The sequence below is a fragment of the Dermacoccus abyssi genome (assembly GCF_003515945.1).
Taxonomy (GTDB): Bacteria; Actinomycetota; Actinomycetes; order Actinomycetales; family Dermatophilaceae; genus Dermacoccus; species Dermacoccus abyssi.
Window position 1 is genome coordinate 1 of record NZ_QWLM01000010.1, and the last position, 23,806, is coordinate 23,806.

Consider the following 23,806-nt stretch of genomic DNA (forward strand, 5'->3'; position numbering starts at 1 on the left):
GCGTCAGCGCAATCTCTGAGGTGGCCCATGAGTGCTGGGGTGTTGTGTGCGTTCGCTCTCGATCGCCCGCGTGATGTGCAGGTGGGCGGCTTGGATGATCCGGAGTCGAATATGCAGTGGTTGGAGCGTTCGGTGAATCGTAGTGTTGGTGCGCAGTTGCGTAATCAGGGGCGGCGAAATGTCCAATCCCCTTCTTCAGGAGAAGAGAGTACCGAGGGCGGGGGAGAGGACCCGTTCAGCGAACGGCATTCGAGGTGGAGGTGAACGCTCGTGCGACGAGTGGCCGGCTCAACGCGGGAAAGATCCGATTGCTTCCTTGGTCCGGTCGGGCGGCGAATCTGTCCCGGCGTGTGGGTGCCACCCTGCTAGTGTCGGCTTTCCGGCCCAGCGGCGTTCCGAGTGCGCCCGGCCGACCCAACTGCCCGCAACACGAGAGGTTCTCATGTCGTTGACACTCACGGCTACCGACGCCGACACGCGACCTTACGAGGCGACTCTCCTCGACGGGGTTCTCTCCGAACGCAACGTTGCTGGAGCGACGTTCAACAACGGGTTGCTCCGCTTCCACAACGCGGCGTCTGCCGAACTCGCGCAGCAGAACCTGTACGAATTCTTCGGCGATCGCGCGAGTGAGCTCACCCCCTTCGCCTTCGACTGGCGCGGCCGTCACTTCTGCCGGGTGCAGCTCGACGGCGAAGACATGGCGCTGCGGGCGGACAGTGCGTTCAATGAAGCGAGCCCCCTCACCGACTACGCCGGTACCGTCGCTTTCCTCCTCGACGACCCCGGGGCCGTCGAATTCCTTGAAGAAGCAGTGATGCAAGAAGCCTTCGCAGCCCTGCAGATCTTCGGCCTGCGATTCACCGACTGCATCGGCCTGAAGGTTCCTGCGTTCCTCGGAGGCGAAGAAACCATCGCCAACATGGAGGTCAACGACATGGACGTCTACTGGAGCTTCAACGCCCAGGTGTACAACCAAGTGAAAGACACGCCTCCCGGAACGCCGATCCGCCTCGGGTGACCGGCGCTCCAAATGCCCACACATCACGTCGACGAGGAGATACCAGCATGACCGACGACCAGCAGCTCCTGGCCAACCTTGAGCGGATCGCGACGCGCGAGGAGCTCGTCTGGAACGATGCTGCCGATCCGGATGAGCTCGAGAGCCTGGAGGCATCCCTCGGAATCGAGGTTCCGAGCGCGTACCGAAGGGTTCTGGAGTGGCACGACGGCACCGACGATCGTGAATTCTGCTCGATCGAGGAGTCCGTGGAGGCAGCCGAAGAACTCCTCGAGTTGTGGGAAGACGTCGTCGAGGAGGGCAACCTCGACCCGAGCGAGCGCAACATCGAACCCGGCACCGGACGCGTCAAGGACGGTGACTTCGTCAAGGGGTGGGTGCCGTTCTACGACTACGGGACCGGAGCGTTCGACCTGCTCGACTGCAACCCCGGCCCGAACGGCTCACACGGTCAGGTCATCCACTACGACCCGGATGGCACGAACGCTGTCACTCACCCTACGCTCGCAGCCTGGGCAGCTGAGCGCGCCGCACACTGACGGCGACCCCCACCTGCGCATCGCCCGTGCTTCGTGGCGATGCCGTCACCACACTGGAGAACTGCACCATGGCGTCGCACCACCTAACCGTCTTCGGTAACGAGGTTGCCCTCGACGGCCGCTCCATCGATGTTCCCGCGGGAGCCAACCCGCACACCATCGCCGTGCGAGCCGCCAAGGAGATGGCGAGTGCTGAATCGAAACCCGGCGAGAGCGTGCACATCGAAGTACGCAACGATCAGGGAGTGTTTCCCCTCGTCATCACGGATGGTGAAGTGAGCGCAGGCCGCGTCGAACCGACCGCGTCCGACGCAGGGTCCGCGGACACGGGCGAACCTGCCAACTCGCGCGGGATCGAATCTGCCATCGAGCCTTCCCGAGCAGAGCCAGCCGCCGGCACTATGCAGAGTCTCCACTCGGCCGAGGGCGCGAGTACGCCAAGAGCACCAGAACCGGCGGATGATGACGCGCCGGCGGCCACTGGCTGGAAGGACGGTGGCGACATCGTGACGTCCCTGCGCTCGGCGTGGGCGGCCAACGCCGAAGTCCGCCCCCTGCCAGGCCCGCAGCCGGCCGCGAAGGCGTCCGACGTATCTCAAGCGACACCTGTGTTCGCTCCGCCAGAGCCGCGCGCGCCTGAGGCACACCAGCCCTTTGAGCACACGTTCATCGAGAAGCACCGCACCGAGACGCCCACCCCAGCCCCCGTCGGCGGATTCGCGGGCGTGCTCGCCCAGTTCGGCATTGGTGGCCCGAGCCAGGCACAGCAGGCCGAGGAAGCGGACAAGATCGCCGTCTCGAAGGTGTGGACCCGACCCAAGGGCATTGCCGTCGCCAACGGTAAGGGCGGCTCAGGCAAGACGCCGACATCGCTGTACCTTGCTGCGATGTTTGCTCGCCTCGGGGGCGGCATGGTGTTGGTCGACGACAACAACACCTTCCGCGGTGCCGCCGGCTGGCAGACGGAGAACGCCGCGCACGGTGCCACGAAGGAAGACCTCATCGCCGCGCTACCCACCTTTGACGGGTCGGAGCGCGCGGCTGACATGGCGCGCTTCACCCACCACCAGACGACGGACCGTTACGACGTTCTGCAGTCCCGCCCGCAGAAGCTGGCGCGCGACCAGGCGCTCGACGACGCTGAGTTTGATGCGATCCAGGAGTTGCTTCGTCGTTTTCATCGGGTTGTCGTGTTCGACTCCGGCAACGACGAGTCGGCACCGAACTGGCTGCGCATGATCCATCACAGCGACGCGCTCGTCGTGCCGACTGCCACCACGCCGAAGCACTGCGAATCAGCGAAGCTGCTGCTCGAGGCGCTCACGGCCGCCGGCGGGCACGGAGCCGAACTGGCGCGAAACGCGGTCATCGTCGTGTCGCACGCCTCGACGAACGACCCAGCACCCGAGCAGGTCGCCCCGCGGTTCGAGGGCATGGCCCGTGAGGTGCTGACCATCCCGCACGACCCGGCGATGGCGCGCGAATGGTTGAGGTGGGACGACCTGGCTCCGCGCACGCAACGCGCGTGGCTCGCCGTTGGTGCAGCAATTGCCCGTGGCCTCGAGGATTGACCTGTGACGCGTCTCGACCTGGTCGTCGAGGGCGGGCGAGCCCTCGTTGACGGAACACCGCTTGAGCTTCCTCCCGGCGCGGATCCAGCCGCGGCCCTCGTGGCTCACGCGCAGGACCGAGCTCGAATCGAGGGGCCGGTGTTGGCGCACCTGCGCGACGGAGCGGGCACGGATGTGTGGGTGAACGTGGGTGCGGACGGTGCAGTGACTCCGGCGGAGGAGCCGAACCTGGACTCTGACCCGGTGTCGGCACCCCCGACAGCCCTGAGTGCGTGGAGCACCGAGCCGCGGCAGCCGGGCGGGCGTGGCTGGAGCAATCGGTTCAAGCGCGATGACGTGGCACCTTCGCGGCGCGCCCTGCTCGTCGGCGGCAGCGCGATCGGTGCGCTTGCACTGGCAGGCGGTGGGTGGGCACTCGCCACTGCAGGCGATGACGAGCGGCCCCCGGAACCAGCCTCGTCGACACCCTCTCGCTCGGTGGTACTTCCTAACGGGCAGAACGCACCTGCGGGATGGCTGGAGCAGGCAGTTTGGTCGGTCGAAGATGTCGCCGATCCGAAGCCGCAGGTCGATGTGCGTGACGGCATGTTCGCCGTGCTCACCCAACCTCCGGGCACCGGAGCCGTCGAGGTCGTGGTGGCAGGTGCGCGCGATGGCCGCAGACGGTGGAGCAAAACGCTCGAAGTAGGCGAGATCGTCACGGACGGCCCGTTCATCCTGAACCGGGACGGCAAGCTCATCGTCTTCGTGGCGACGCCGAAGCGCCTTCTCGGCTGGGAGCTTCGAACCGGTGTTTCCTTCGCGGATCACGCCTTCACCACGGAGGACGCGAGTGTCGGTTTCGGCTTGTTGGGTGCCTGGATCGGCACCGGCGGACGGCGGTTCTACGGGTTGACGAAGAAAGGCCTGGCTCCGTTCGACATCCCGGACAAGGCATCGTGCTTCGGCACAATCGGTGACCGCATGTTGGTGGTCGATTCCGGGGCGCAGGCATGGAAGCTCGAGTCCGGGAAGCCAGAGCCCGAGCCCGTCAAGTTGCAGGGCCCCAAGGACGCCACGCCCGGCGGGGTGGTCGCTGTCACGGACGAAGTGCTCGTTCTGGCGTGGAACACGTGGCGGAACGTAGCGCTGCGGGCGTACGACCTCGAGACGCTCAAGCCCCGCTGGACGACGCCGTCGGAGCCGCGCTGGGAGGCATACCTCGGTACGGCTCGGATTGCGCCTGACCAGACTTGGGCCACTGTGGGAAACCGCCGTGTTGATCTCACCTCGGGCAAGGCATCCGTCATCGCAGCCAAGTGGACGCCTGTCGCCATCTCGGACGGCTTCGCGTGGGGTGACGATGGTTCATACATCCTCGCCTGTGACAGATCGGGCGAGCTCGTGTCGGGGAAGCCGACACACCGGTCCAACGAGACCGTCATCGTTGTGGCCGGGTACGGCGATCAGGCGTTCGCCACGTCCGCTGCATACGGAACGCCGACGTTGTATTCGTTGAACCGCGCTGTGTGACGGGTCGATGCGTGCGTCGGCCGACTGATGGCGCAGACAAGTTTCCAGCTCCCGAGTCCATCGATGGGTTCACGAGAGCTGGGACGGACCCGGCGTTGGAGACGTCTCCATGCGGCGAAAGGTAACTCGGTCGTCGCGTGCACCAAGCCACCGAGACGTAATTGACCGACGCGAGGGGCGTGTCCGGCACCGATCGGTTCGTCAGCTTACGTTTGGTGGTGAACAAGCACGGCTCGACGTGAGCAGCATCTGTGCCACACCGCAGCATCGCTCAAGGGAACCCCGCCGCGAGCGACGACGTCGTAGGTCGAGACCGCAAGGAGAATCACAGCTGCGCTGCACGCCCGCGCCCGTGATCCGTATCCTTGACTCGACGCAGGGGAGGAGTAGGCATGGGTGAGATGTTCGCGGGCCGGTACGAGCTGGTCGACCAGATCGGCGAAGGCGGCATGGGGTCCGTCTGGCGCGTCCACGACCACAAGTCGCGCCGTCTCGTCGCCGCCAAACTGCTGCGCCAGTCCGACGCCGGCTCGCTCCTGCGTTTCATGCGCGAGCAGGGCATGCGCATCGAGCACAGCCACGTCGTCACGCCGCTCGGCTGGGCCGGTGAGGACGGGCGCGTCATCTTCACGATGCCCCTCATCGACGGTGGCTCCATCTCCGACCTCATCAAGGATCACGGCGCGCTGCCGTACCCGCTCGTCGCCGAACTCATGCGCCAGATGCTCGACGGCCTCGACGCCTGCCACAGCGCCGGCATCGTCCACCGCGACATCAAGCCCGCCAACATCCTGCTCGAAGCCACCGGAATGGGCTTGCCCTCGGCCTGGATCACCGACTTCGGCATCGCCGTCAGCGTCGACGCGCCCCGCCTCACGAGCAACGAGATGGTTCTCGGCACACCGGGCTACATGTCGCCCGAGCAGGCCACGGGCGACGATCCCGACCCCCGTCAGGATCTGTACTCCGCCGGTATGATGGGCATCCACATGCTCACCGGCGTGCGCCCGGGCAACACCACGCGCACCCGACGCGACGACCTGCCCCCTCGCCCCGCGGGCGTGCCGGACTCGCTGTGGAACGTCCTCGTCGCACTGGCCGACCCCGTCGCCAGCAGGCGTCCCGCCAACGCTCGCGACGCCATGTCCTGGCTCCTGCTCCCCGAGAACGCCTGGCACGACGCGGCCGCCCGCAACATCCCCGACCGTCTGCCCCCGATGGAGTCCTCGGGCGACTTCGTCCAGCTCCACGCCGAAGCCGCAGCCCGCGCCCTCGATGGCTTCACTGACTCCTCCGCCGCGCCGCAGACGCTCATCGACGGCGCGCCGGTGCCGCAGCGCCGCAAGGTCAAGACGTGGATGGCGGCGCCCGCCGGCCTGCTCGCCGCCCTCGTCGCCGGCTTCGCGCTCTGGCAGCCCTGGGGTGCCGGCGACGGCGCGTACGACGCCAACCACGCCAGCACCGGGGGCACCTGCTACTTCAGCGACGCAGGCTCCGTGGCGACGACATCCAGTGGCAACGAGCTCACGTGCACCTACCAGGACGACGGCTCGTACACATGGCAGAAGGCCGACTGATCGCGCGCACCGCACGCATCACGGGACCCCATCGACCACACGGAAACGGCGCCCGGGGTGAGGACTCACCCTGGGCGCCGCCGTTCGTGAGGGACGTCGTCAGGCGCGCTCGCGACGCCACAGGACGTAGGCCAACCCGGCCACCGCGCCGAGGCCGAGCACCAGCGCTCCACCCCACAGCAGGGGATTCGAGCCGGATGTTCCCTCGGTGCTCAGCGTCGCTGGATCAGGCTGCGCGACGTCCATCGCCGGCCCCTGGTTCGCGGTGCCCTGCACACGTACCGAGACCGCCGACGGAATCGTCTTGGAGTCGTCGAGCTTGTCCGACGACGACGATGGCGTGATGTCGAGTGCCACGTAGTACCAGCCCGGCATGGCCTGCCACTGGACGCCGTCATCGCCGCTCGTCTCCCGATCGGCGTTGCCGTAGTCGATGGGGGCCGTGTACGCGCCGAGCTGCTTCGGGTCGGTGCCCGAGGAGGTCGACTTGAACAGGTACCCGGTGTTCGAACCGGAGCCCGAGACCGTCACCTCGGTGAGCGCGGGGTTGTAGACCTGCAGATCGAGGTTCATGTCCTGCGTCGGGTTGTAGCCGCTGCCGTTCTTCGGCACTTCCCAGACCACGGACATGCGCTGGCCCCAGCTGAGGTGAACGCGGAAGAACATGCGCCGCCCGGGCTGCGCCTCCACCGTGTACCCGCCGTCGGAGCTGGGAAGCGTCGTGGCGTTCGCGAAACCGGCGCCCGGTTCCATCGCCTGCGAGGCGTCGAGCGGCTGGGTGGAGAGGGCCTCGACGTCACCGCTCGGTGTCTTGACCTCGCCGTTCACCTTCGGGGTGCGAACGACCGCGATCTGCACCGGCATCGGGGTGGAGTTGTCGCCGCTGTTGGTGCGCTTCACCTCGAGCCGGTAGGACGTGGCCTTGCGGCACGCGTCGGCCGAATCGCCCGAGTCCGTGATGCGCTTCGTGGCCTTGGGGTCGACGGCGACGTTCGTCTTGAGCAGGCCCGGGGCGCCAGTGGTGGAAAGGGAGTCGGCGGACGTGGCGCAGGTCGTCTCGCCGTCCGGCGTCGTCAGCTTGATCTCGAGGCCCTGCGAACCGTCGGAAACGCTCCACGCGTCGTTCTTCCAGGTGGCCGAGCCGAGCACGCCGATCTCAAGCCGCTCGCCCTCGCCGCGGGAAATGGCCGCGTAACGCGAGGTCTCGTCGACGGGCAACGTCGTCTGGTACATGCCCGGGTCGAGGGGAGTGCCGTCGCCGGAGGCCACTCGGAGGTCGATGCTCTTGCCGCCCGTGGCAAAGCCGTTGCCGTCGGCCAGCTTCGGCGCGCTCCACGCCGGTGCGGCGCTCGTCGTGGCGAGCCCGACGGTGACGGCGGTCGCTGCGAGCGCCTTCCTCGCGCGTGATGTCGTCATCCTCGTCCTCCCCGAATGTGCTGGTGACAGTGTGCCAAACCGGCGGGCCCGCCTGGGACGTTTCAGCCGCGCGGTCGGTTCCACAGGGTGTGCCACTCGACGCCGATCTCGGCGAACATCTCACGAAGCAGCGGCAGACCGATGCCGACCACGGTGTGCGGGTCGCCCTCGATGCGTTCGATGTACGGGCCGGCGAGGCCGTCGATGGTGAAGGCGCCGGCGACGAACAGCGGCTCACCTGTCGCGACGTACGCCTCGATCTCTGCGTCGGTGATCTCCGCGAAGTGCACCCCGGTGCCGGAGACCGCCCCGAACGTGGCGCCCGTGCCATCGGCTCGGTCGTCGATGACCCAGTGCCCCGTGTAGAGGGTTGCGCTCTTGCCGCGCATCGCGCGCCAGCGGGCCGTGGCGTCATCCGCGTCGAGGGGCTTGCCGAGCGTTTGCCCGTCGAACTCGAGCACGGAGTCACAGCCCAGCACGAGCGCGTCGTCGGGGGCGTCGTCCGGCACCTCGCCGGCGGCCAGCCGGGAGGCCACCGCCTGAGCTTTCGCGTTGGCGAGCAGAAGGGCGACGTCCTCGGGCGCCAACTCACCGTGAGCCTCGCATGCCGCGGCGAGGGCAGCGTCCTCGTCCACCTCGGAGACGAGGACGTACGGCTCGACACCGGCCGACCTCAGGGTGGCGAGACGGGCGGGCGACTGCGAAGCGAGGACGAGTTGGGTCATGCGGCCAAGGCTATCGGGCGCTCAGCCGGGCAGGTTGTCGACGAAGCACCAGCGCCACTCCTCGCCAGGTTCGAACGAGCGCATCACGGGGTGGCCCGTCTCGCGGTAGTGGGCGCTCGCGTGTGCTCCGGGGGAGGAATCACAGCAGCCGACGAACCCGCAGGCAGTGCACATGCGCAGGTGCAGCCAGGCCATGCCCTCCTCGAGGCAGGCCTGACAGCCCTCGTGGGACTGGGGGGCAGCGCAGGAGTTGTCGGCCTCGACGAGGTGCTCGCACCCGCCACGGCGGGCCTCCGGGGTAAGGAGGGGCTTGGCCTCGCCGAGAGCTGCGTCGCGATCGTCCGCCGTGAGAAGCATTGACTCCTCGATGTCGAGCTGGTACAGGATGTTGTCGATCACCTCGTGGTCGACGAGGCCGTGGTCGCGCATCTCGAGCACCTTGTTGCGCTCCGCGGCGAGCATCTGCTGACGGATCTCGCGGTACTGCTGCGTCGGGCCGAGAACATCGCTGCTGCCCAGGCGCTCCCACATGAGGTTGGCGCGGCGCATGCCTTGCTTCTCGAGCGACTTCACGATCGGCTCAGGGGTGTCGGCGAGTCGCGGATCCTCGAGTGCCTTGCGCATCGCCACCTCACCGGCGTCGATGGAGGCCTGGACGACCTGGGCCGCGGCGAGGGCGTCCTCGCGAGGATCGGGGGCGTGCAGCTTCATGGCCTTCGCCACCGTGCCGAGCGTGAAGCCCTGGAGGACGAGGGTGCCGATCGTCACGGTGAGCGCGATGAAGATGAGCGTCTCGCGATGCGGGGTGGCGCCCTCGGGGAGCAGGAACGCGGCGGCGAGCGTCACGACGCCGCGCATGCCGGCCCAACCGGCGACCGCACCCTCACGCAGGGAGAGGGGACGCGAATCCCATCTCGCCACGCGGCCCAGCCACGCCGCGAAGATGATGAAGACCGGCCGGATGAACATGACCGTCGCGAGAACGGTGAGCGCGTAGGCGCTCGTACGGGCCAGGCCGATGTCGGACTCGATGACGTCGGTGATGATCGTCGCCGCCTGCAGACCGATGAGCAGGAAGACCATGTTCTCGAGGATGAACTGAACCGAATCCCAGTTCATCCGCTCGGAGACGCGAGCCTGCGCCGTCTGGATGTAGGGCGCCTTGTAACCCAGCAGGACGGCCATGACGACGACGGCGATGACGCCCGAGCTGTGGATCTCCTCGGCGGGCAGGAAGGCCACCCACGGAGAGATGAAGCTCAGCGCGACGCTCGTCGGGGTGTCCTTGACGTGCTTTTGGATGAACGCCATGACGAGGAACGCGACGACGCCGATCGCGATGCCGCCCACCGTCGCGACGAGGAAGTCGACCCCGACGCTCAGCGGCGTGACGGACTGCTGCAGCGCGAGCGTGGCCGTGGACACGGTGACGAGGGCCGTCGCGTCGTTGAAGAGGGACTCACCCTCGAGGACGGCGACGAGCCTGCGTGGCAACCCGATGCGACGCGCGACGGCGGTGGCCGCGACGGCGTCCGGGGGAGCGACGACACCGCCCAGGGCCAGTGCCGCCGCGAAACCGATGGGCATGAGCCACCAGGAGACGAGCCCGACGACGATCGCGGTGAAGAGTACGAGCAGCACCGACAGCTGGATGATCTGGTACACGTCGCGCCGCAGATCGACGAGCGAGATGCGCAACGCCGTCGCATACAGCAGCGGCGGCAGGAAACCGAGGAGAACGACCTCGGAGTCGAGGTGGACCTCGCCCACGCCGGGGCGTAGGAGAGCGCGACCCCGACCGCCGTCAGCAGCAGAGGACCGGAGAGCCCGACCCGCCGCGCCACGAGGCTTCCGAGAATCGTCGTGGCGACGAGGAGGACGATGGGGAGGGCGACATGCACCCGGTCATTATGACGGCTGGACGCGACCCGTCCCGCCGGTGTCCGGCGGGGGAGTCACGCGCCGGTGCGGCCGGTCAGCCGCCGATGACGCGCGGTGCACCGCGGTAAGCACGGGCGTGGTGCCAGGCCGCGGCGTGTGCATACGCCTTGTGCTTCGGGTTTCGCTCGCCGCCGTACTTGAGCGGGTCGGCCCAGTGGCCGGCCTTGACGAGACACTCGACGAGGCTGCGGTCGCTGCCCTCGGGCAGCAGGCGCTGCAGGGCACGCGGCGGAAGCACGGTGTAGACGAGTTCGTTCTCGAGTGCAGGTGCCGCCATCGGTCGGCCCTCGACGAGATCGGTCACGAGCTGCTCGGCGATGTTCGCGCCCGATCCCGTGGCGTAGTAGCAGTTGCGTCCGTAGCGCGGGTTGACCTCGAAGAACTTGACCGAGCCGTCACGTGGATCACGGATGGCGTCGAGGTTCGCGAAGCCGTAGTAGTCGGCCGTCTCGAGGATGCGGACGGAGGCGTCGACGACGTCGGGCATGTCCTGCACGACCTGGACGTCCGGGATTCCGAGGTACGCCGGACGCGGATCCTGCAGGAGCACCTTGGAGGTGCGCGCGAGCGTCACCTCACCGTTGCGTGCGCGGTAGATCGTGACGGAGAGGATGTCGTCACCGGGGATGCGGTCCTGCGCCAACATCTCGCCGCTGAAGCCGGCGGCGTGAAGCCGGTCGATGAGGTCCTCGAGGGCCGCGGAGTCGTCGATCTCGTAGAGCTTGCGCTTGCCCTGCATCGTCAGCTTGTTGTGCAGCGCGGAGTCAGCAGGCTTGACGATGATCGGGAACGGGAACGTCACCTCAGCTGCGCTGGGACGCCCCGCACCGAAGTCGAGCACAGCCGTGCCGGGGGTGAGGACGCCGGCCTCGGCGCAGACAGCGTTGAAGTGGTTCTTGTCCGAGATGCGCACGAGCATCTCCGGGGACTCGTGCGGGACGACGACGTTCGCGCCGAGCGAGTCGCGCTGGGCGGAGAGCATCTGCACGTAGCTGTCGTTGTTCGTCAAAGGGATGACGGTGAGGTTCGGGTGCGCTGCGGCCACACGAACGAGCTCGTCCATGACGAGCTGATGGTTCGTCAGAGCCTCGTGACCGAGCACCCGCATCTCGTGGAAGAGGCTCGAGTCACCGACAGCCGGGGTGTGGAGCGGCACGATGGCGACACTCGTCAGGTCGTAACGCTCGTGCAAGGCCCGCGCCAGCGCGTACCCCGAGAGCGTGAAGTCGAGCACCACCGGCAGGACGGGCGGTGTGCCACCTTCACCCGGGGTGCGTCCGCGCGCCGGGGCGACCTTCGCCGCAGCCGTCGAACTCACCCGCTCTGCCATCGACATCGCCGAACGCAGACCACCCTTCACGAGGGAGACGGGCGACGTCGACGAGGTCGAACCGGACGTGGGTGCAGGCGACATGCAGTCGTCCTCCTTGGCCGAATGGTGAGGGAAGCCGATTGACCGGCGCTTCTCGAGATCCGGTTCAGTTTACCCGCGGCGCTCCGCTTGGTATCGAGGGCGCGCGGGCGTGCTGAGCTGCGGGCGACGGTTGACGCAGCCGTGCGAACGAGCCTCAGGCAGGGGGCAGGAGCGCATCGCGCAGGACATCGAGGCCGACACTTCCGACGTCGAGCGCGCGACGGTGGAAGGCCCTGAGGTCGAAGTCGGCTCCCTCGCGTTCGCGGGTCTTCTCGCGCAGGTCGAACCACAGGCGCTCGCCGACCTTGTACGACGGCGCCTGCCCCGGCCAACCGAGGTAACGATCCAGTTCGAAGCGCAGGAAGCCCTCGGCCATGTCCGCGTGGGCACTGAGGAAACTCCATGCCTTGTCGTAGGTCCACTCGCCGCCGCCGACCTCGGCCGGCGCCTCGAAACCGCAGTGCACACCGATGTCGAGCACGACGCGGGCCGCGCGCAACGACTGCCCGTCGAGCATGCCGAGACGGTTGCCGTCGTCGTCGAGGTAGCCGAGCTCGGCCATGAGGCGTTCGGCGTACAGCGCCCAGCCCTCGCCGTGCCCGGACGTCCAGGCGCCAAGGCGCCGCCAGCGGTTGAGCAGCCCCGAGCGGTACATCGTCTGCCCGATCTGCAGGTGATGGCCGGGTACGCCCTCGTGGTAGACCGTCGTCAGTTCGCGCCACGTGCCGAACTTCTCGACGTCTCGCGGTACGGCCCACCACATGCGGCCGGGGCGCGAGAAGTCCGCACTCGGACCCGTGTAGTAGATGCCGCCCGAGTTCGTCGGCGCGATCATGCATTCGATGCGGCGCACCGGATCCGGCACGTCGAAGTGGGTGTCGGCGAGGGCGGTGACGGCCTCGTCGGCCCTCTGCTGCATCCACTCCTGCAGCGCGTCGGTACCGTGCAGCGTGTAGGCGGCACTCTCGTCGAGCGCCGCGATGGCGCCCTTGACGCCGGCCCCCGGGGCGACGCGCTCTGCGACCTCCTCCATCTCCGCCGTGATGCGCGCCAGTTCCTCCTGGCCCCAGCGGTAGGTCTCTTCGAGGTCGATGCGCGCACCGAGGAACTGCCGGCTGTGCAGCGCGTATCGCTCGGCGCCGACGGCGTCGGCCTCGCGAGAGTCAACGAGCACCTCCTCGCGCAGCTTCTCGGCCGTCTCCTCATAAGCCCGGGCGGCCTCGTCGATGGCGTGACGCAGCTCGTCGGCGAGTGCCTCGTCCTCGGTTCCGTCGACGGTCTGCTGTGTCAGCGCGTGGAAGTAGCCCTCGGAGCTGATGTGGTCAGCGCACTGCTCGATGCAGCGCTCCACCTGACGGCGCGCGGGGCGGTTGCCGGCGTCCGCTGCGACGCGCAGCGACTGCAGCCACCCGGTGAGGGCCTCCGGCACCGCGCGCATGCGCGTGACGATGACGGCCCAGTCCTCGTCACTGTCGGTGGGCATGAGGTCGAACACGTCGCGCACGTTCTGCAGGGGCGAGGCGATGACGTTGAGGTCGGCCAGGTCGTACCCGGCCTCGTGGATCTCCTCGGCGAGCTCGAGCCGCTCCGTCATGGCGGCAATCGTGACCTCGTCGACGTCGTCCTCGGCCGTGACCGTGCGCAGCGCGGACAGCGTCGTGCGACGCAGTTCGCTGATGCGCTCATAGCCCTCGGGGGAGAAGTCGTCGAGCATTTCGTCCTGGCCCGGAACTCCCAGGCTGGTGGCTTCGATGGGAGACAGCTCCACCGCGGAGTCGAAGTACGAGTCGGCCAGTTCGTCGACACGGGTCGTGGCGCGAGGGGACGCGGAGGTGTTCATGCCACGACTGTAGGCGAGAGGTTCGACCTTGGGCCCGATCACCTTCGGTAGTCTCGCGCCATGGCTGATGACGGGGTGCGTGAAACCTCAGCGGCGGGGCCGAACGTGCTCTCGGTGAACGTGGGGCGCCCGGAGGAGTGGGATCCGAAGCAGCACCGGACGGGCATCCACAAACAGCCCGTCGGGTACCTCGAGGTGAGCGACCCCGGCCCGCGCGAGGGCGGCGGGCGCAGTGGTGTCGCGGGCGATTTCGTCGGCGACGAGAAGCATCACGGAGGCAGCGACAAGGCCGTCTATCTCGTCTCACGTGAGGAACTCGACCACTGGGAGCGCGAACTCGGCCGCTCCCTACCGAACGCCTCCTTCGGTGAGAACGTCACCACCTCGGGCATCGACCTCGACGGGGCCCTCGTGGGCACACGCTGGCGCGTCGGTACCGCAGTGCTCGAGGCGAGCCTGCCGCGTATTCCGTGCCGCACGTTCGCCTGGGCCATGGACGTTCCGGGGTGGCTCAAGCGCTTCACCCAGCACGGGCGGGCGGGGACGTACACGCGCGTCATCGAACCCGGGCGCATCAGCGCCGGCGACGACATCGTCGAGGTGTACCGGCCTGCCCACGGCATCACGGTGGCCGACGTGTTCAGCGCCCGCACCACCGGTGGGCGAGACGTCCTTGCGCGGGTCGTCGAAGCCGGTGTTCTTCCGAGCGTCTATCAGCGTGACTACGAGGCCCGCCTGCGTAAGTGACGGTCCGCCCGACGCTCGTCCGGGCCGACGCCAAGGGGGGCTGTCACCGGCCTCGGTGACAGCCCCCTTGGCACTGTTGACGTGCGCTCAGCGCGGCAGCGTCGATTCGGCCCAACTGCGCGGACGGCCGTGACGCACGTGCGCCGGGCGACCCCAGTAGGCGACCTCGCGGGGTGGTTCGACGGAGGCTGCTGCAGCCGCGGCGCGAGCGGTGAGCACAGCGACCACGGCGGCCAACTCCTCATCCGTCGGTGCACCCGAGACGACGCGGATCGTCGGCGCGGCAGCAAGGGTTGCGTCCGGGGTTTCGGAGGCAGGAGCCTCGTCGGTGCCCGGCGTGGGTTCGGTGTTCTCGGCGCTCACAGCGGGATGTTCCCGTGCTTCTTGGGCGGCAGCTCCTCGCGCTTGTGGCGCAGGGCGCGGAGCGCCTTCGTCACCTGGACGCGCGTCTCGTGCGGCGGGATGACGGCATCGACGTACCCGCGGTCGGCCGAGATGTAGGGATTGGCCAGGGTGTCCTCGTACTCGGTGATGAGCTCGGCGCGGCGTGCCTCGACGTCCTCGCTCGCCCCCTTCTCCGCGACCTTCGCCAGCTCCTTGCGGTACAGGATGTTCGCCGCGCCCTGGGCGCCCATGACGGCGATCTGAGCCGTGGGCCACGCGAGGTTGATGTCGGCACCGAGGTGCTTGGACCCCATGACGTCGTACGCACCGCCGTACGCCTTGCGCGTGATGACGGTGACGAGCGGCACCGTCGCCTCCGCGTAGGCGTAGAGCAGCTTCGCGCCGCGACGGATGATGCCGCCCCACTCCTGGTCCGTGCCGGGCAGGAAGCCGGGCACGTCGACGAGCGTGACGATCGGGATGTTGAACGAGTCGCAGAAGCGGATGAAGCGCGCGGCCTTCTCGCTCGCGTTGATGTCGAGCGTGCCGGCGAGCTGGGCCGGCTGGTTCGCGACGATACCGACGCTGTGGCCCTCGACGCGGGCGAGGCCGCAGATGATGTTCGGCGCGAACAGCGGCTGCACCTCGAGGAAGTCGGGGCCGTCACCGGCGTCGTCGACGATGTGCGCGATGACGTCGTTCATGTCGTACGCGAGGTTGGCCGAGTCGGGCACGAGCGTGTCCATCGCGCGGTCGTCGTCGTTGATCTCGAGGTCGGCCTCGGCGTCGAACGTGGGCGCCGCGTCCATGTTGTTGCTCGGCAGGTAGGACAGCATCGACTTCACGTACTCGATGGCGTCGTCCTCGTCGGTGGCCATGTAGTGCGAGACACCCGAGCGCGAGTTGTGGGTGTGCGCGCCGCCGAGCTCCTCGAAGCCGACGTCCTCACCGGTGACCGTCTTGATGACGTCCGGGCCGGTGATGAACATGTGTGAGGTCTGGTCGACCATGACGGTGAAGTCGGTGATGGCGGGGGAGTAGACCGCGCCGCCGGCGCACGGGCCCATGACGAGCGAGATCTGCGGGATGACACCGCTGGCGTGGACGTTGCGCCGGAAGATCTCGGCGTACATGCCGAGGGCGACGACCCCCTCCTGGATGCGCGCGCCGCCGGAGTCGTTGATGCCGATGACGGGCGCACCCAGCTTCATCGCGAGGTCCATCACCTTGCAGATCTTCTCGCCGAAGACTTCGCCGAGGGAGCCGCCGAAGACGGTGAAGTCCTGGCTGAAGACGCAGACCGTACGGCCGTCGACGGTGCCGTACCCGGTGACGACGCCGTCACCGTAGGGGCGCGACTTGTCCTGACCGAACTGCGTCGAGCGGTGACGGGCGAGGGCGTCGAGTTCGACGAACGATCCCTCGTCGAGCAGCCGCTCCACGCGCTCACGCGCGGTGAGCTTTCCCTTGGCGTGCTGCTTCTCCACGGCGCGAGCCGAACCGGCGTGAACCGCCTCTTCCGTTCGGTTGGCCAGGTCCTGCAGACGACCGGCCGTGGTGTGCAGGTCCATCGAGGTGTCCGGGGGCACGTCTTCCAAGGTCATGGGCCACACCCTAACCTGGGGTCGTGACCTCGGAAGAGAACTTGTCAGTAGGCTTTTCACCCCGCCTGGCGCGGAATTTGAGTCGCGCGGGGTGGGCCGTCGAGTTGCTCGACGAGGTCGACTCGACGAACGCCCGAGCCATGGGGAAACCGCAGCCGTGGGCCCTCGTCGCGGCCCATCTGCAGACCTCCGGCCGGGGCCGTCTGACCCGTTCGTGGCAGGCGCCGGCGGGTTCCGCCGTCACGATGTCGATGACGCTGCCGCTCCCGGCCGACGTCGCCACCTGGGGGTGGGCTCCGCTGTTCGTGGGTGACGCCGTGCGCGAGGCCCTCGTCGACCTCCTGGGGGACAAGGGCGTCGGGCGCGTCGGAACGAAGTGGCCCAACGACCTGCTCGTGCGCGACCCCGACGGCACCTGGCGCAAGGTCGGCGGCATCCTGTGTCAGATGACGCGTTCGGCGGACGGTACGCCGCTCGTCGTCGCGGGCGTCGGACTCAACGTCAGCCAGGAGCGTGAGGAACTGCCCGTCGAGACGGCCACGTCGCTGCGCTGTGCCGGGTACGACATCGGGCGCGAAGCCGTCATCGCGGCCGTGGCCGCCCACGTCATGGCGTCGGCTGTGACGTGGGGGAGGGCTTCTGGCCACGAAGTCGCCGCGCTGCGGAAGCGGATGCGGGATCACTGCCTCACCATCGGTGCCGACGTCGACATCCACACCCCCGACGGGGCGGTGCATCGCCGGTGCGCCACCGGCATCGACGACGAGGGCCGGCTCGAGGCCGTGCCGCTCGGCGAGCAGGCCGACTCGCCGAATAGGATGGCGTACTCGGTGGCCGACATCGTCCATGCGCGGCTGCACCGCAGCGACGATCTGAGAACGGGCCAGTGATGAGCGAGATCCCCCACCAGTTCACCGCCGATGACTCCACGTTCATCGACGGCATCGAGCGCATCCTCATGGGAAGCTCGCGTCGTTACCGACGTCGTGAACTCTCCGAACACGCGGGCGTCGACCCAGAGGAGACACGCCGCGTCTGGCGCGCGCTCGGCTTCGTCAACTCCCGCGAGGGTGACGTGGCCTTCAGCGACACCGACCTTCGCGCCTTGCGCGCCGCGATGTCCCTGACGGCGACGCATGACCTCGATGTCGACACGCTGCTCGGCCTGGCGCGGGCCCTCGGCCGCACGACCGATCGCCTCGCGATGTGGCAGACGCAGCTCGTCGCCGACATGATCTCCCAGCGTCAGGACGCCCCACCGGAGGGCAAGGAGCTGGCCAAGGCGACCGCGCGCACGATGGCCGACCTCGCCGACGACCTCGAACCGATCATGAACTACGTGTGGCGGCGCAACCTCTCGGTGGCGCTGTCGCGACTGCTGGCCGACGCGCAGCCCGAGAGTCACCTCGGCGTCGTGCGCACCGTCGGGTTCGCGGACCTCGTGTCCTTCACCCGCTTGGCGCGCAGCCTGAGCGAGAGCGACCTCGCGGCCCTCGTGACGCGGTTCGAGGCCATGGCCTCCGACATCGTGAGCGAGCACTCTGGCGCCGTCGTCAAGATGGTCGGCGACGAGGTGCTCTTCTCCCACCAGGATCCGGCAGGCGCGTCCCGCATCGCTCGGGCACTCAAGGAGGCCTCGGAAACCGACGACGTCATCCCACGCATGCGCGTCGGGCTGTCGACCGGGCGCGTGCTCGCGCGCCTCGGCGACGTTTACGGCACGACGGTGAACCGCGCCGCCCGCCTGACCAACGCCGCGGAGGCCGGGCAGATTCTCATCGACGAAACGACGGCGGACGCGTTGCGTCACGACCCCCAGTCGACGCTTCGGGCGCACGAGGCACTCGACCTCGCAGGGATCGGAACGTCGCCGACGTGGGTACTCTTGTAGCACATAAGTGAACAGGCCGCTTGGTTGTTGAGAAATCAACCGGTTTCTTTCACCCCGCTGCGCCGGAAAGGTCCATATTCTCGGTCGACATGACCGATGTTCTCCTCGCGCGCGGCGGATTTGGCGACGATACGACGCTGTTACGGCTCCATCAGGCCGCCGACCTGTCGGTTCGGACGGTCGCCGGTTCGCTCGTCGACATCCGCTCCGACCACGTGGCGCCCACGCATCGCAGTGCTCCCGCGTGTGTGCTCTTCGCCGCAGGCCGTGCCGATGAGCCCCTCGATGCCGACGTCGTCGAGGCTCTCTGCCGTCTCGCCGAACGGCACCCGGAGACGGCCTTCGTTGCCGCCGTCGCGTTCGGTGACGCTACGGCGCAACGCTCCGGTGTCGTGGCACAACTCCTGCTCGCGGGAGCCGACGACGTCGTCCTGCTCGACGGTGACCCAGCCGAACTCGGGGCACGCGTTGCCGCGCGGGTACGCCGGGTCACGCGTGAGCGTGGCGAAGCGCTCACCGCCTCCGCGCGCCCGTGGGTCGACGTGCGGCGTCGGGAGGCCGTAGGAGGCCGCGGCCGCGTCGAGCTCACCGCCAAGGAGGCCATGGTCCTCGAGATGCTGACAGCGTCCGACGGCGTGGTCCTGCGCGACGACATCGGGGCGGCGCTGTGGACCGGGCACTGGAGCGGTACGCCGAAGGCCATCGACATGCACGTGGCAAACCTGCGCCGCAAGTTGCCGCAGGTATGTGGTGAGGCCTGGCGCATCGAGACCGTCAGGGGTGCGGGCTTCGTCCTGGCGCCCGGCGATGCCGACGCCGACCACGGCGGTGGCGCGACGGTGTGGTCCGTGACGGGCTGAAGGCTGATTCCTGCGAGCCGCCACGTACCCTTGGGGCCGTGACGCGCTCCACGACCCAAGCCCCCACCGCGCCCGGCGGATTCCCCGTCGTCGGCATCATCGGAGCGGGCCAGTTGGCCCGCATGTGCACCGCTCCGGCGGTCGAGCTGGCCCTGACGCTCTCGATCTTCGCCGAGTCCGAGGACGCGGCCGCAGCCCTCGTCGTACCGCACTCGCCGGTCGGCGACTACACCGACGCCGAGGCCGTGCGCGAGTGGGCCCGGGGCTGCGACGTCGTCACGTTCGATCACGAACACGTGCCGGCCGACGTCCTCTCGGCCCTCGAGGCGGACGGTGTGCCGATGCATCCCAAGCCCAGCGCCCTGCGCTTCGCCCAGGACAAGCTCGCGATGCGTGAGCGGCTCGAAGGTCTCGGCGTGCCGTGCCCGGCTTGGCGCGCGGTCGTCGACGTCGACGAGCTGGCAGCCTTCGGTGACGAGCACGGCTGGCCGGTCGTGCTCAAGACGCCGACGGGCGGCTACGACGGCAAGGGCGTTCGCGTCGTGAAAGCGGCCGAGGACGCCGCGGATTGGTTCGCCAAGGCCGAAGGCGCTCCGCTGCTCGTCGAGGAGGCCGTCGACTTCACACGCGAACTGTCGGTCATGATCGGTCGCAGCCCCAGCGGCCAGGTGGCGGTTTGGCCCGTCGTCGAGACCGTGCAAACCGACGGCATCTGCACCGAGGTGCTGGCCCCTGCACCGAACCTGGACGACGCACTCGCCGGCCGCATCGCCGAAGCCGCGGTGACGATCGCCCGGGAGCTCGACGTCACCGGTGTCATGGCCGTCGAACTCTTCGAACGTGTCGCCGAGAACGGTTCGGGTCAGAGCGATTTCGTCGTCAACGAGCTGGCGATGCGTCCGCACAACTCGGGCCACTGGTCGATGGACGGTGCCGTCACCGGTCAGTTCGAACAGCACCTGCGCGCCGTACTCGACCTGCCGCTCGGCGACGTCACCGCGCGGGCTCCGTGGACCGTCATGGGCAACGTTCTAGGCGGTTCCTACGAGGAGCTGTACCCCACGTACAAGCACCTCATGGCGCGCGACCCCGCACTCAAGATCCACCTGTACGGCAAGGGCGTGCGCCCCGGCCGCAAGATCGGGCACGTCAACGTCAGCGGCACCGATCTCGTCGGTCTGCGCGGGCGTGCCCGCCACGCATGCGACTACCTCGAGGGAGTGGTGACGGAATGAGCAACGACATCGACACGAAGCAGCCCGTCGTCGGGCTCGTCATGGGCAGCAACTCGGACTGGCCGACGATGTCGGCCGCCGCCGACGTCCTTGACGAATTCGGCATCGCCTACGAGGCCGACGTCGTCTCGGCGCACCGGATGGCCCACGAGATGGTGGAGTACGGCGCGAGCGCTGCGAAGCGCGGGCTCAAGGTCGTCATCGCCGGAGCCGGGGGAGCGGCGCACCTTCCGGGCATGCTGGCGTCGGTCACGACGCTGCCCGTCATTGGTGTTCCGGTGCCGCTGAAGTATCTCGACGGCATGGATTCACTGCTGTCCATCGTCCAGATGCCTGGCGGCGTGCCCGTGGCGACCGTGTCGATCGGCGGCGCCCGCAACGCCGGCCTGCTCGCCGTACGCATCCTCGCCTCGGGTGACGGGGAGGAAGCAACGCGCCTCGCGGCGGCGATGGAGCGTTTCCAGGTCAGCCTTCGCGACGAGGCCCACGCCAAGGGCGAGGCGCTGCGCGAGGACGTCGCCCGCCGCCAGGGCTGACGCTCAAAGGACGCTGGCAGCAGGGCAAGCGCCGCCCGCCTCGAGAATTCTCCTCGAGAACCCGAGTCCGCTCCCTTCGCCGCGGTAACTTCCGGCCGGGCCCACCTCGACGGCGTACCGACGCGTAGCATGCGGCTATGGCTGGTAACCCTGACTTCGACCTGTACACGATCTCCGAGGAGCACGAGGCTCTTCGTGAGGCGATCCGCCCGGTGTGCGAGAACAAGATCGCTCCGCACGCGGCCGACGTCGACGAGGAATCCCGTTTCCCGAGCGAGGCCCTCGACGCCCTCGTCGAGGCCGGTCTGGCCGCCCCACACGTCCCCGAGGAGTACGGCGGCGCCGGCATCGACGCGCTCGGTACGTGCATCGTCATCGAGGAAGTGGCGCGCGTGTGCGCGAGCTCCTCGCTCATCCCCGCCGTGAACAAGCTCGGCTCACTGCCCGTCATCCTCGGCGGCGGCGAGGAGATCAAGAAGAAGTACCTGCCGAAGCTCGGCGCTGGCGAGGCGATGTTCTCCTACGGCCTGTCCGAGCGCGAGGCCGGCTCGGACACCGCGTCCATGCGTACCAAGGCCAAGAAGGACGGCGACAGCTACGTCCTCACGGGTCAGAAGTCGTGGATCACGAACGCCGGCGAGTCGGAGTTCTACACGGTTCTCGCCGTCACCGACCCCGACGGCGAGCGCGGCCGCAACATCTCGGCGTTCGTCGTCGAGAAGGGTGACGAGGGCTTCAACTTCGGCGAGAAGGAGCGCAAGCTCGGTATCAAGGGTTCGCCCACGCGTGAGCTCCACTTCGACAACTGCCGCATCCCCGCCGACCGGCTCATCGGCGCCGAGGGCGAGGGCCTCAAGATCGCTCTGCGCACGCTCGACCACACGCGCGTCACGATCGGCGCCCAGGCTGTCGGTATCGCCCAGGGCGCACTCGACTTCGCCGTCGGCTACGTCAAGGAGCGCAAGCAGTTCGGCAAGGCCATTGCCGACAACCAGGCCATCCAGTTCATGCTCGCCGACATGGCGATGAAGGTGGAGACGGCCCGTCAGATGGTCTACGTCGCCGCCGCCAAGTCCGAGCGCGAGGACAAGGACCTCACGTTCTTCGGCGCGGCAGCCAAGTGCTACGCCTCCGACATCGCGATGGAGGTCACGACCGACGCCGTCCAGCTGCTCGGCGGCGCCGGTTACGTGCGCGACTTCCCAGTCGAGCGCATGATGCGCGACGCCAAGATCACGCAGATCTACGAGGGCACCAACCAGATCCAGCGCCTCGTCATGGGGCGTCAGGTGCTCAAGGGCTACTGAGGTTCGAGGCAGACGAGAAAGGGCCCCGGCGTCATGCCGGGGCCCTTCGCCGTGTCCACGGGCAGGGCCGGGACGTCAGCTGCGGTGAGTGCGCTCGGGCACCTCGTCGCCGACCTGTTGTGGATCAGTTGGTCGCCGCGGGCGTCTTGACGACGAACTTCGATGTGTCGCCGCTCTCGCGGATCGCCTTGAACAGCTCCCGGGACTTTTGCTGATCCCACTCGACAGCCTCACCGACGGCAGTCGGCAGCGCGTTGTTGCTGATGGGCACGACCACCGAGTTCCCGCCGTCACCGGAGAGCTTCTTGAGCGTCAGCATGACGCGGGCCGCCGTGATCATCCCCATGTCCTTGTCGACGGCGAGCCCCTGCGCACTGGACTCTCCGAGACCCTTGAGGCGCCACGGCACGAGGATGTTCGCGGGCGAGGAAACCTTGCCCATGAGGGCACCGAGGAACTGACGCTGACGCTTCGCGCGCCCGATGTCGCCCTCGGGGTCGGAGTAACGCGCTCGGACGTAACCGAGCGCCGTCGCGCCGTCCATGTCCTGGCAGCCCTTCTTGAGGTTGATGTGTGCCTTCGGGTCGTCCATGTCGTTCTTGACGCAGATGTTGACGCCACCGACGGTGTCGACGACCGACGCGAAGCCGCCGAAGCCGATCTCCATGTAGTTGTCGATGTGGATGCCCGTGTTCTGCTCGATCGTCTTGACGAGCAGCGGCGCGTCACCGAAGGAGAACGCCGCGTTGATCTTGTTCTTGCCGTAGCCGGGGATGTCGACGTAGCTGTCCCGGGGGATCGACATGAGGGTCGGCTTGTCGCCGCCCATGTGCAACACCATGATCGAGTCCGTGCGCTTGCCCTCGGCGGTGCCGGTGCCGAGCTTCTTGCGCTGCTCCGGCGTCAGACCTGTGCGGGCGTCGGAACCGACGAGCAGGATGTTCCTGCCCTTGCCGTCTTCCGCGAGATGCTGCGCGGGGACGGCGTCGAGCTTCTTCACCTTGCTCCAGGCCGAGTTGCCGGCCCAGACGAGAGTGCCGACCCAGAGGATGAGCAGGGCCAGGACACCGGCGAGAATCTTCTTCCCCCGACGCCGCGGGCGGCGCGGGGGCTGCCCTGAGCCGTCACCGTCGAACCGGTCACCCGGGCGCGGGCCGCGGGGCGGACGCCCGCCGTTGCCGTCGTGGGCGTCGAAACCGTCACGCCCGGCGTCAGCGCCGTACCCACCCGCGGCGCCGGCGGACGCGTAGGCCGCGTCCGTGGAGCGGCCCCGGACGGGCCGCTCGGGGCGTCCCGAGGTGGGTATGACGCGTGTGCTGTCGTCACGCGGCGCGGCAGCCGTAGGTCGCGCCCCGTCCTGCGGTCGCTGAGGACGCCCGCCTTGCGGCGCGCCCTGGAGCGGACGAGACGTCCGTCCGTCGCGCGGGGCGTCCGGAGGGACCTCGCCCTGCTTACGACGCTTGCCCTGGCGGGGAGCGTCCCCCTCGCCTCGAACCGGAATGGCCTGCGCGCTGCCCTCGTCGGGGCGGCGGGGACGCTGGGGCAGGGCCCGGCGGTTTCCCTTGGAGCGGCGGGTGTCGATGACGAACGCGTCATCGTCCGCGGGCACTCCGGACGGCCCGGCGCCAGGCTCCTCGGGACGCGGCGTGCCGGACGGGCGGCGGGGGTCATTCGGGTGAGGCACCC

General features: G+C 68.4%; 20 protein-coding genes. 12 read left to right on the plus strand and 8 right to left on the minus strand.

Annotated features, from left to right (window positions below; genetic code table 11):
• The first annotated feature begins 553 nt into the window (after positions 1-553).
• The 5 genes from D1832_RS09330 to D1832_RS09350 all read left to right on the plus strand — a co-directional run bounded on the left by D1832_RS09330 (position 554) and on the right by D1832_RS09350 (position 6,220).
• The gene (locus tag D1832_RS09330) at positions 554-1,021 is read left to right on the plus strand and encodes a hypothetical protein (RefSeq protein ID WP_147362662.1); all 468 of its coding nucleotides are present in this window, start codon (positions 554-556) and stop codon (positions 1,019-1,021) included.
• Positions 1,022-1,068: 47 nt separating this feature from the next.
• Complete coding sequence (locus tag D1832_RS09335) at positions 1,069-1,560, plus strand: SMI1/KNR4 family protein (RefSeq protein WP_118913626.1); 492 nt, start codon at positions 1,069-1,071, stop codon at positions 1,558-1,560.
• 68 nt (positions 1,561-1,628) lie between these two features.
• Positions 1,629-3,131 (plus strand): MinD/ParA family ATP-binding protein, encoded by a 1,503-nt coding sequence (locus D1832_RS09340; RefSeq protein WP_147362663.1) that lies wholly within the window; start codon positions 1,629-1,631, stop codon positions 3,129-3,131.
• 477 nt (positions 3,132-3,608) lie between these two features.
• Positions 3,609-4,643, plus strand: a complete 1,035-nt coding sequence (locus tag D1832_RS09345; RefSeq protein WP_147362664.1) for a hypothetical protein — start codon at positions 3,609-3,611, stop codon at positions 4,641-4,643.
• 392 nt (positions 4,644-5,035) lie between these two features.
• On the plus strand, positions 5,036-6,220 hold the full coding sequence (locus D1832_RS09350; protein ID WP_118913629.1) for a serine/threonine-protein kinase: 1,185 nt from the start codon (positions 5,036-5,038) through the stop codon (positions 6,218-6,220).
• Between the two features lie 99 nt (positions 6,221-6,319).
• Here D1832_RS09350 and D1832_RS09355 read toward each other — a convergent pair whose 3' ends face one another.
• The 5 genes from D1832_RS09355 to D1832_RS09375 form a co-directional block, all read right to left on the minus strand.
• Positions 6,320-7,636 carry a hypothetical protein gene (locus D1832_RS09355; RefSeq protein WP_118913630.1) on the minus strand — a complete coding sequence of 439 codons (1,317 nt, stop codon included), beginning with the start codon at positions 7,634-7,636 and terminating at the stop codon, positions 6,320-6,322.
• A 62-nt stretch (positions 7,637-7,698) separates the two neighbouring features.
• Positions 7,699-8,361, minus strand: a complete 663-nt coding sequence (locus D1832_RS09360; protein ID WP_118913631.1) for a Maf family protein — start codon at positions 8,359-8,361, stop codon at positions 7,699-7,701.
• 21 nt (positions 8,362-8,382) lie between these two features.
• The gene (locus tag D1832_RS09365; protein WP_241510957.1) at positions 8,383-10,131 is read right to left on the minus strand and encodes a Na+/H+ antiporter; all 1,749 of its coding nucleotides are present in this window, start codon (positions 10,129-10,131) and stop codon (positions 8,383-8,385) included.
• Positions 10,132-10,336: 205 nt separating this feature from the next.
• Positions 10,337-11,716, minus strand: a complete 1,380-nt coding sequence (locus D1832_RS09370) for a carboxylate--amine ligase (protein ID WP_147362665.1) — start codon at positions 11,714-11,716, stop codon at positions 10,337-10,339.
• A 154-nt stretch (positions 11,717-11,870) separates the two neighbouring features.
• Positions 11,871-13,556, minus strand: coding sequence for a DUF885 domain-containing protein (locus D1832_RS09375; protein WP_118913700.1), 1,686 nt, complete (start codon positions 13,554-13,556; stop codon positions 11,871-11,873).
• A gap of 60 nt (positions 13,557-13,616) precedes the next feature.
• Between D1832_RS09375 and D1832_RS09380 the strand changes: the two genes are divergently transcribed.
• Positions 13,617-14,303: an MOSC domain-containing protein gene (locus D1832_RS09380; protein WP_118913633.1), complete on the plus strand. Its 687-nt coding sequence runs from the start codon at positions 13,617-13,619 to the stop codon at positions 14,301-14,303.
• An 87-nt stretch (positions 14,304-14,390) separates the two neighbouring features.
• On the opposite strand, the gene D1832_RS09385 is transcribed toward D1832_RS09380, so the two are convergent.
• Both D1832_RS09385 and D1832_RS09390 read right to left on the minus strand, forming a co-directional pair.
• The gene (locus D1832_RS09385) at positions 14,391-14,666 is read right to left on the minus strand and encodes an acyl-CoA carboxylase epsilon subunit (RefSeq protein ID WP_206609382.1); all 276 of its coding nucleotides are present in this window, start codon (positions 14,664-14,666) and stop codon (positions 14,391-14,393) included.
• Entirely contained in the window at positions 14,663-16,291 is a 1,629-nt protein-coding gene (locus tag D1832_RS09390; RefSeq protein ID WP_206609383.1) for an acyl-CoA carboxylase subunit beta, read from the minus strand. The genes D1832_RS09385 and D1832_RS09390 overlap by 4 nt, the downstream gene beginning before the upstream one ends.
• Before the next feature lie 77 nt (positions 16,292-16,368).
• On the opposite strand from D1832_RS09390, the gene D1832_RS09395 reads away from it, so the two are divergent.
• From D1832_RS09395 to D1832_RS09420, 6 genes are all read left to right on the plus strand, one after another.
• Positions 16,369-17,181 (plus strand): biotin--[acetyl-CoA-carboxylase] ligase, encoded by an 813-nt coding sequence (locus D1832_RS09395; protein WP_118913634.1) that lies wholly within the window; start codon positions 16,369-16,371, stop codon positions 17,179-17,181.
• Positions 17,181-18,182: an adenylate/guanylate cyclase domain-containing protein gene (locus tag D1832_RS09400; protein WP_118913635.1), complete on the plus strand. Its 1,002-nt coding sequence runs from the start codon at positions 17,181-17,183 to the stop codon at positions 18,180-18,182. Before D1832_RS09395 ends, D1832_RS09400 begins: the two co-directional genes overlap by 1 nt.
• An 89-nt stretch (positions 18,183-18,271) precedes the next feature.
• Complete coding sequence (locus tag D1832_RS09405) at positions 18,272-19,042, plus strand: winged helix-turn-helix domain-containing protein (protein ID WP_118913636.1); 771 nt, start codon at positions 18,272-18,274, stop codon at positions 19,040-19,042.
• A 38-nt stretch (positions 19,043-19,080) separates the two neighbouring features.
• Positions 19,081-20,277 (plus strand): 5-(carboxyamino)imidazole ribonucleotide synthase, encoded by a 1,197-nt coding sequence (locus D1832_RS09410; protein WP_118913637.1) that lies wholly within the window; start codon positions 19,081-19,083, stop codon positions 20,275-20,277.
• Positions 20,274-20,813: a 5-(carboxyamino)imidazole ribonucleotide mutase gene (gene purE / locus D1832_RS09415; protein WP_118913638.1), complete on the plus strand. Its 540-nt coding sequence runs from the start codon at positions 20,274-20,276 to the stop codon at positions 20,811-20,813. The genes D1832_RS09410 and purE overlap by 4 nt, the downstream gene beginning before the upstream one ends.
• 137 nt (positions 20,814-20,950) lie before the next feature.
• A complete protein-coding gene (locus D1832_RS09420) occupies positions 20,951-22,120 on the plus strand; it encodes an acyl-CoA dehydrogenase family protein (RefSeq protein WP_047311874.1) in 1,170 nt (389 codons plus the stop codon).
• Between the two features lie 124 nt (positions 22,121-22,244).
• Here D1832_RS09420 and D1832_RS15815 read toward each other — a convergent pair whose 3' ends face one another.
• Positions 22,245-23,804, minus strand: a complete 1,560-nt coding sequence (locus tag D1832_RS15815; protein WP_241510958.1) for an LCP family protein — start codon at positions 23,802-23,804, stop codon at positions 22,245-22,247.
• Positions 23,805-23,806: the final 2 nt, after the last annotated feature.

Coding starts and splice junctions, on each gene's coding strand:
- D1832_RS09335 (WP_118913626.1), top strand. CDS start 1,069: ATGACCGACGACCAGCAGCTCCTGGCCAACCTTGAGCGGATCGCGACG.
- D1832_RS09340 (WP_147362663.1), top strand. CDS start 1,629: ATGGCGTCGCACCACCTAACCGTCTTCGGTAACGAGGTTGCCCTCGAC.
- D1832_RS09350 (WP_118913629.1), top strand. CDS start 5,036: ATGGGTGAGATGTTCGCGGGCCGGTACGAGCTGGTCGACCAGATCGGC.
- D1832_RS09355 (WP_118913630.1), bottom strand. CDS start 7,636: ATGACGACATCACGCGCGAGGAAGGCGCTCGCAGCGACCGCCGTCACC.
- D1832_RS09360 (WP_118913631.1), bottom strand. CDS start 8,361: ATGACCCAACTCGTCCTCGCTTCGCAGTCGCCCGCCCGTCTCGCCACC.
- D1832_RS09370 (WP_147362665.1), bottom strand. CDS start 11,716: ATGTCGCCTGCACCCACGTCCGGTTCGACCTCGTCGACGTCGCCCGTC.
- D1832_RS09375 (WP_118913700.1), bottom strand. CDS start 13,556: ATGAACACCTCCGCGTCCCCTCGCGCCACGACCCGTGTCGACGAACTG.
- D1832_RS09380 (WP_118913633.1), top strand. CDS start 13,617: ATGGCTGATGACGGGGTGCGTGAAACCTCAGCGGCGGGGCCGAACGTG.
- D1832_RS09390 (WP_206609383.1), bottom strand. CDS start 16,291: ATGACCTTGGAAGACGTGCCCCCGGACACCTCGATGGACCTGCACACC.
- D1832_RS09400 (WP_118913635.1), top strand. CDS start 17,181: ATGAGCGAGATCCCCCACCAGTTCACCGCCGATGACTCCACGTTCATC.
- D1832_RS09405 (WP_118913636.1), top strand. CDS start 18,272: ATGACCGATGTTCTCCTCGCGCGCGGCGGATTTGGCGACGATACGACG.
- purE (WP_118913638.1), top strand. CDS start 20,274: ATGAGCAACGACATCGACACGAAGCAGCCCGTCGTCGGGCTCGTCATG.
- D1832_RS09420 (WP_047311874.1), top strand. CDS start 20,951: ATGGCTGGTAACCCTGACTTCGACCTGTACACGATCTCCGAGGAGCAC.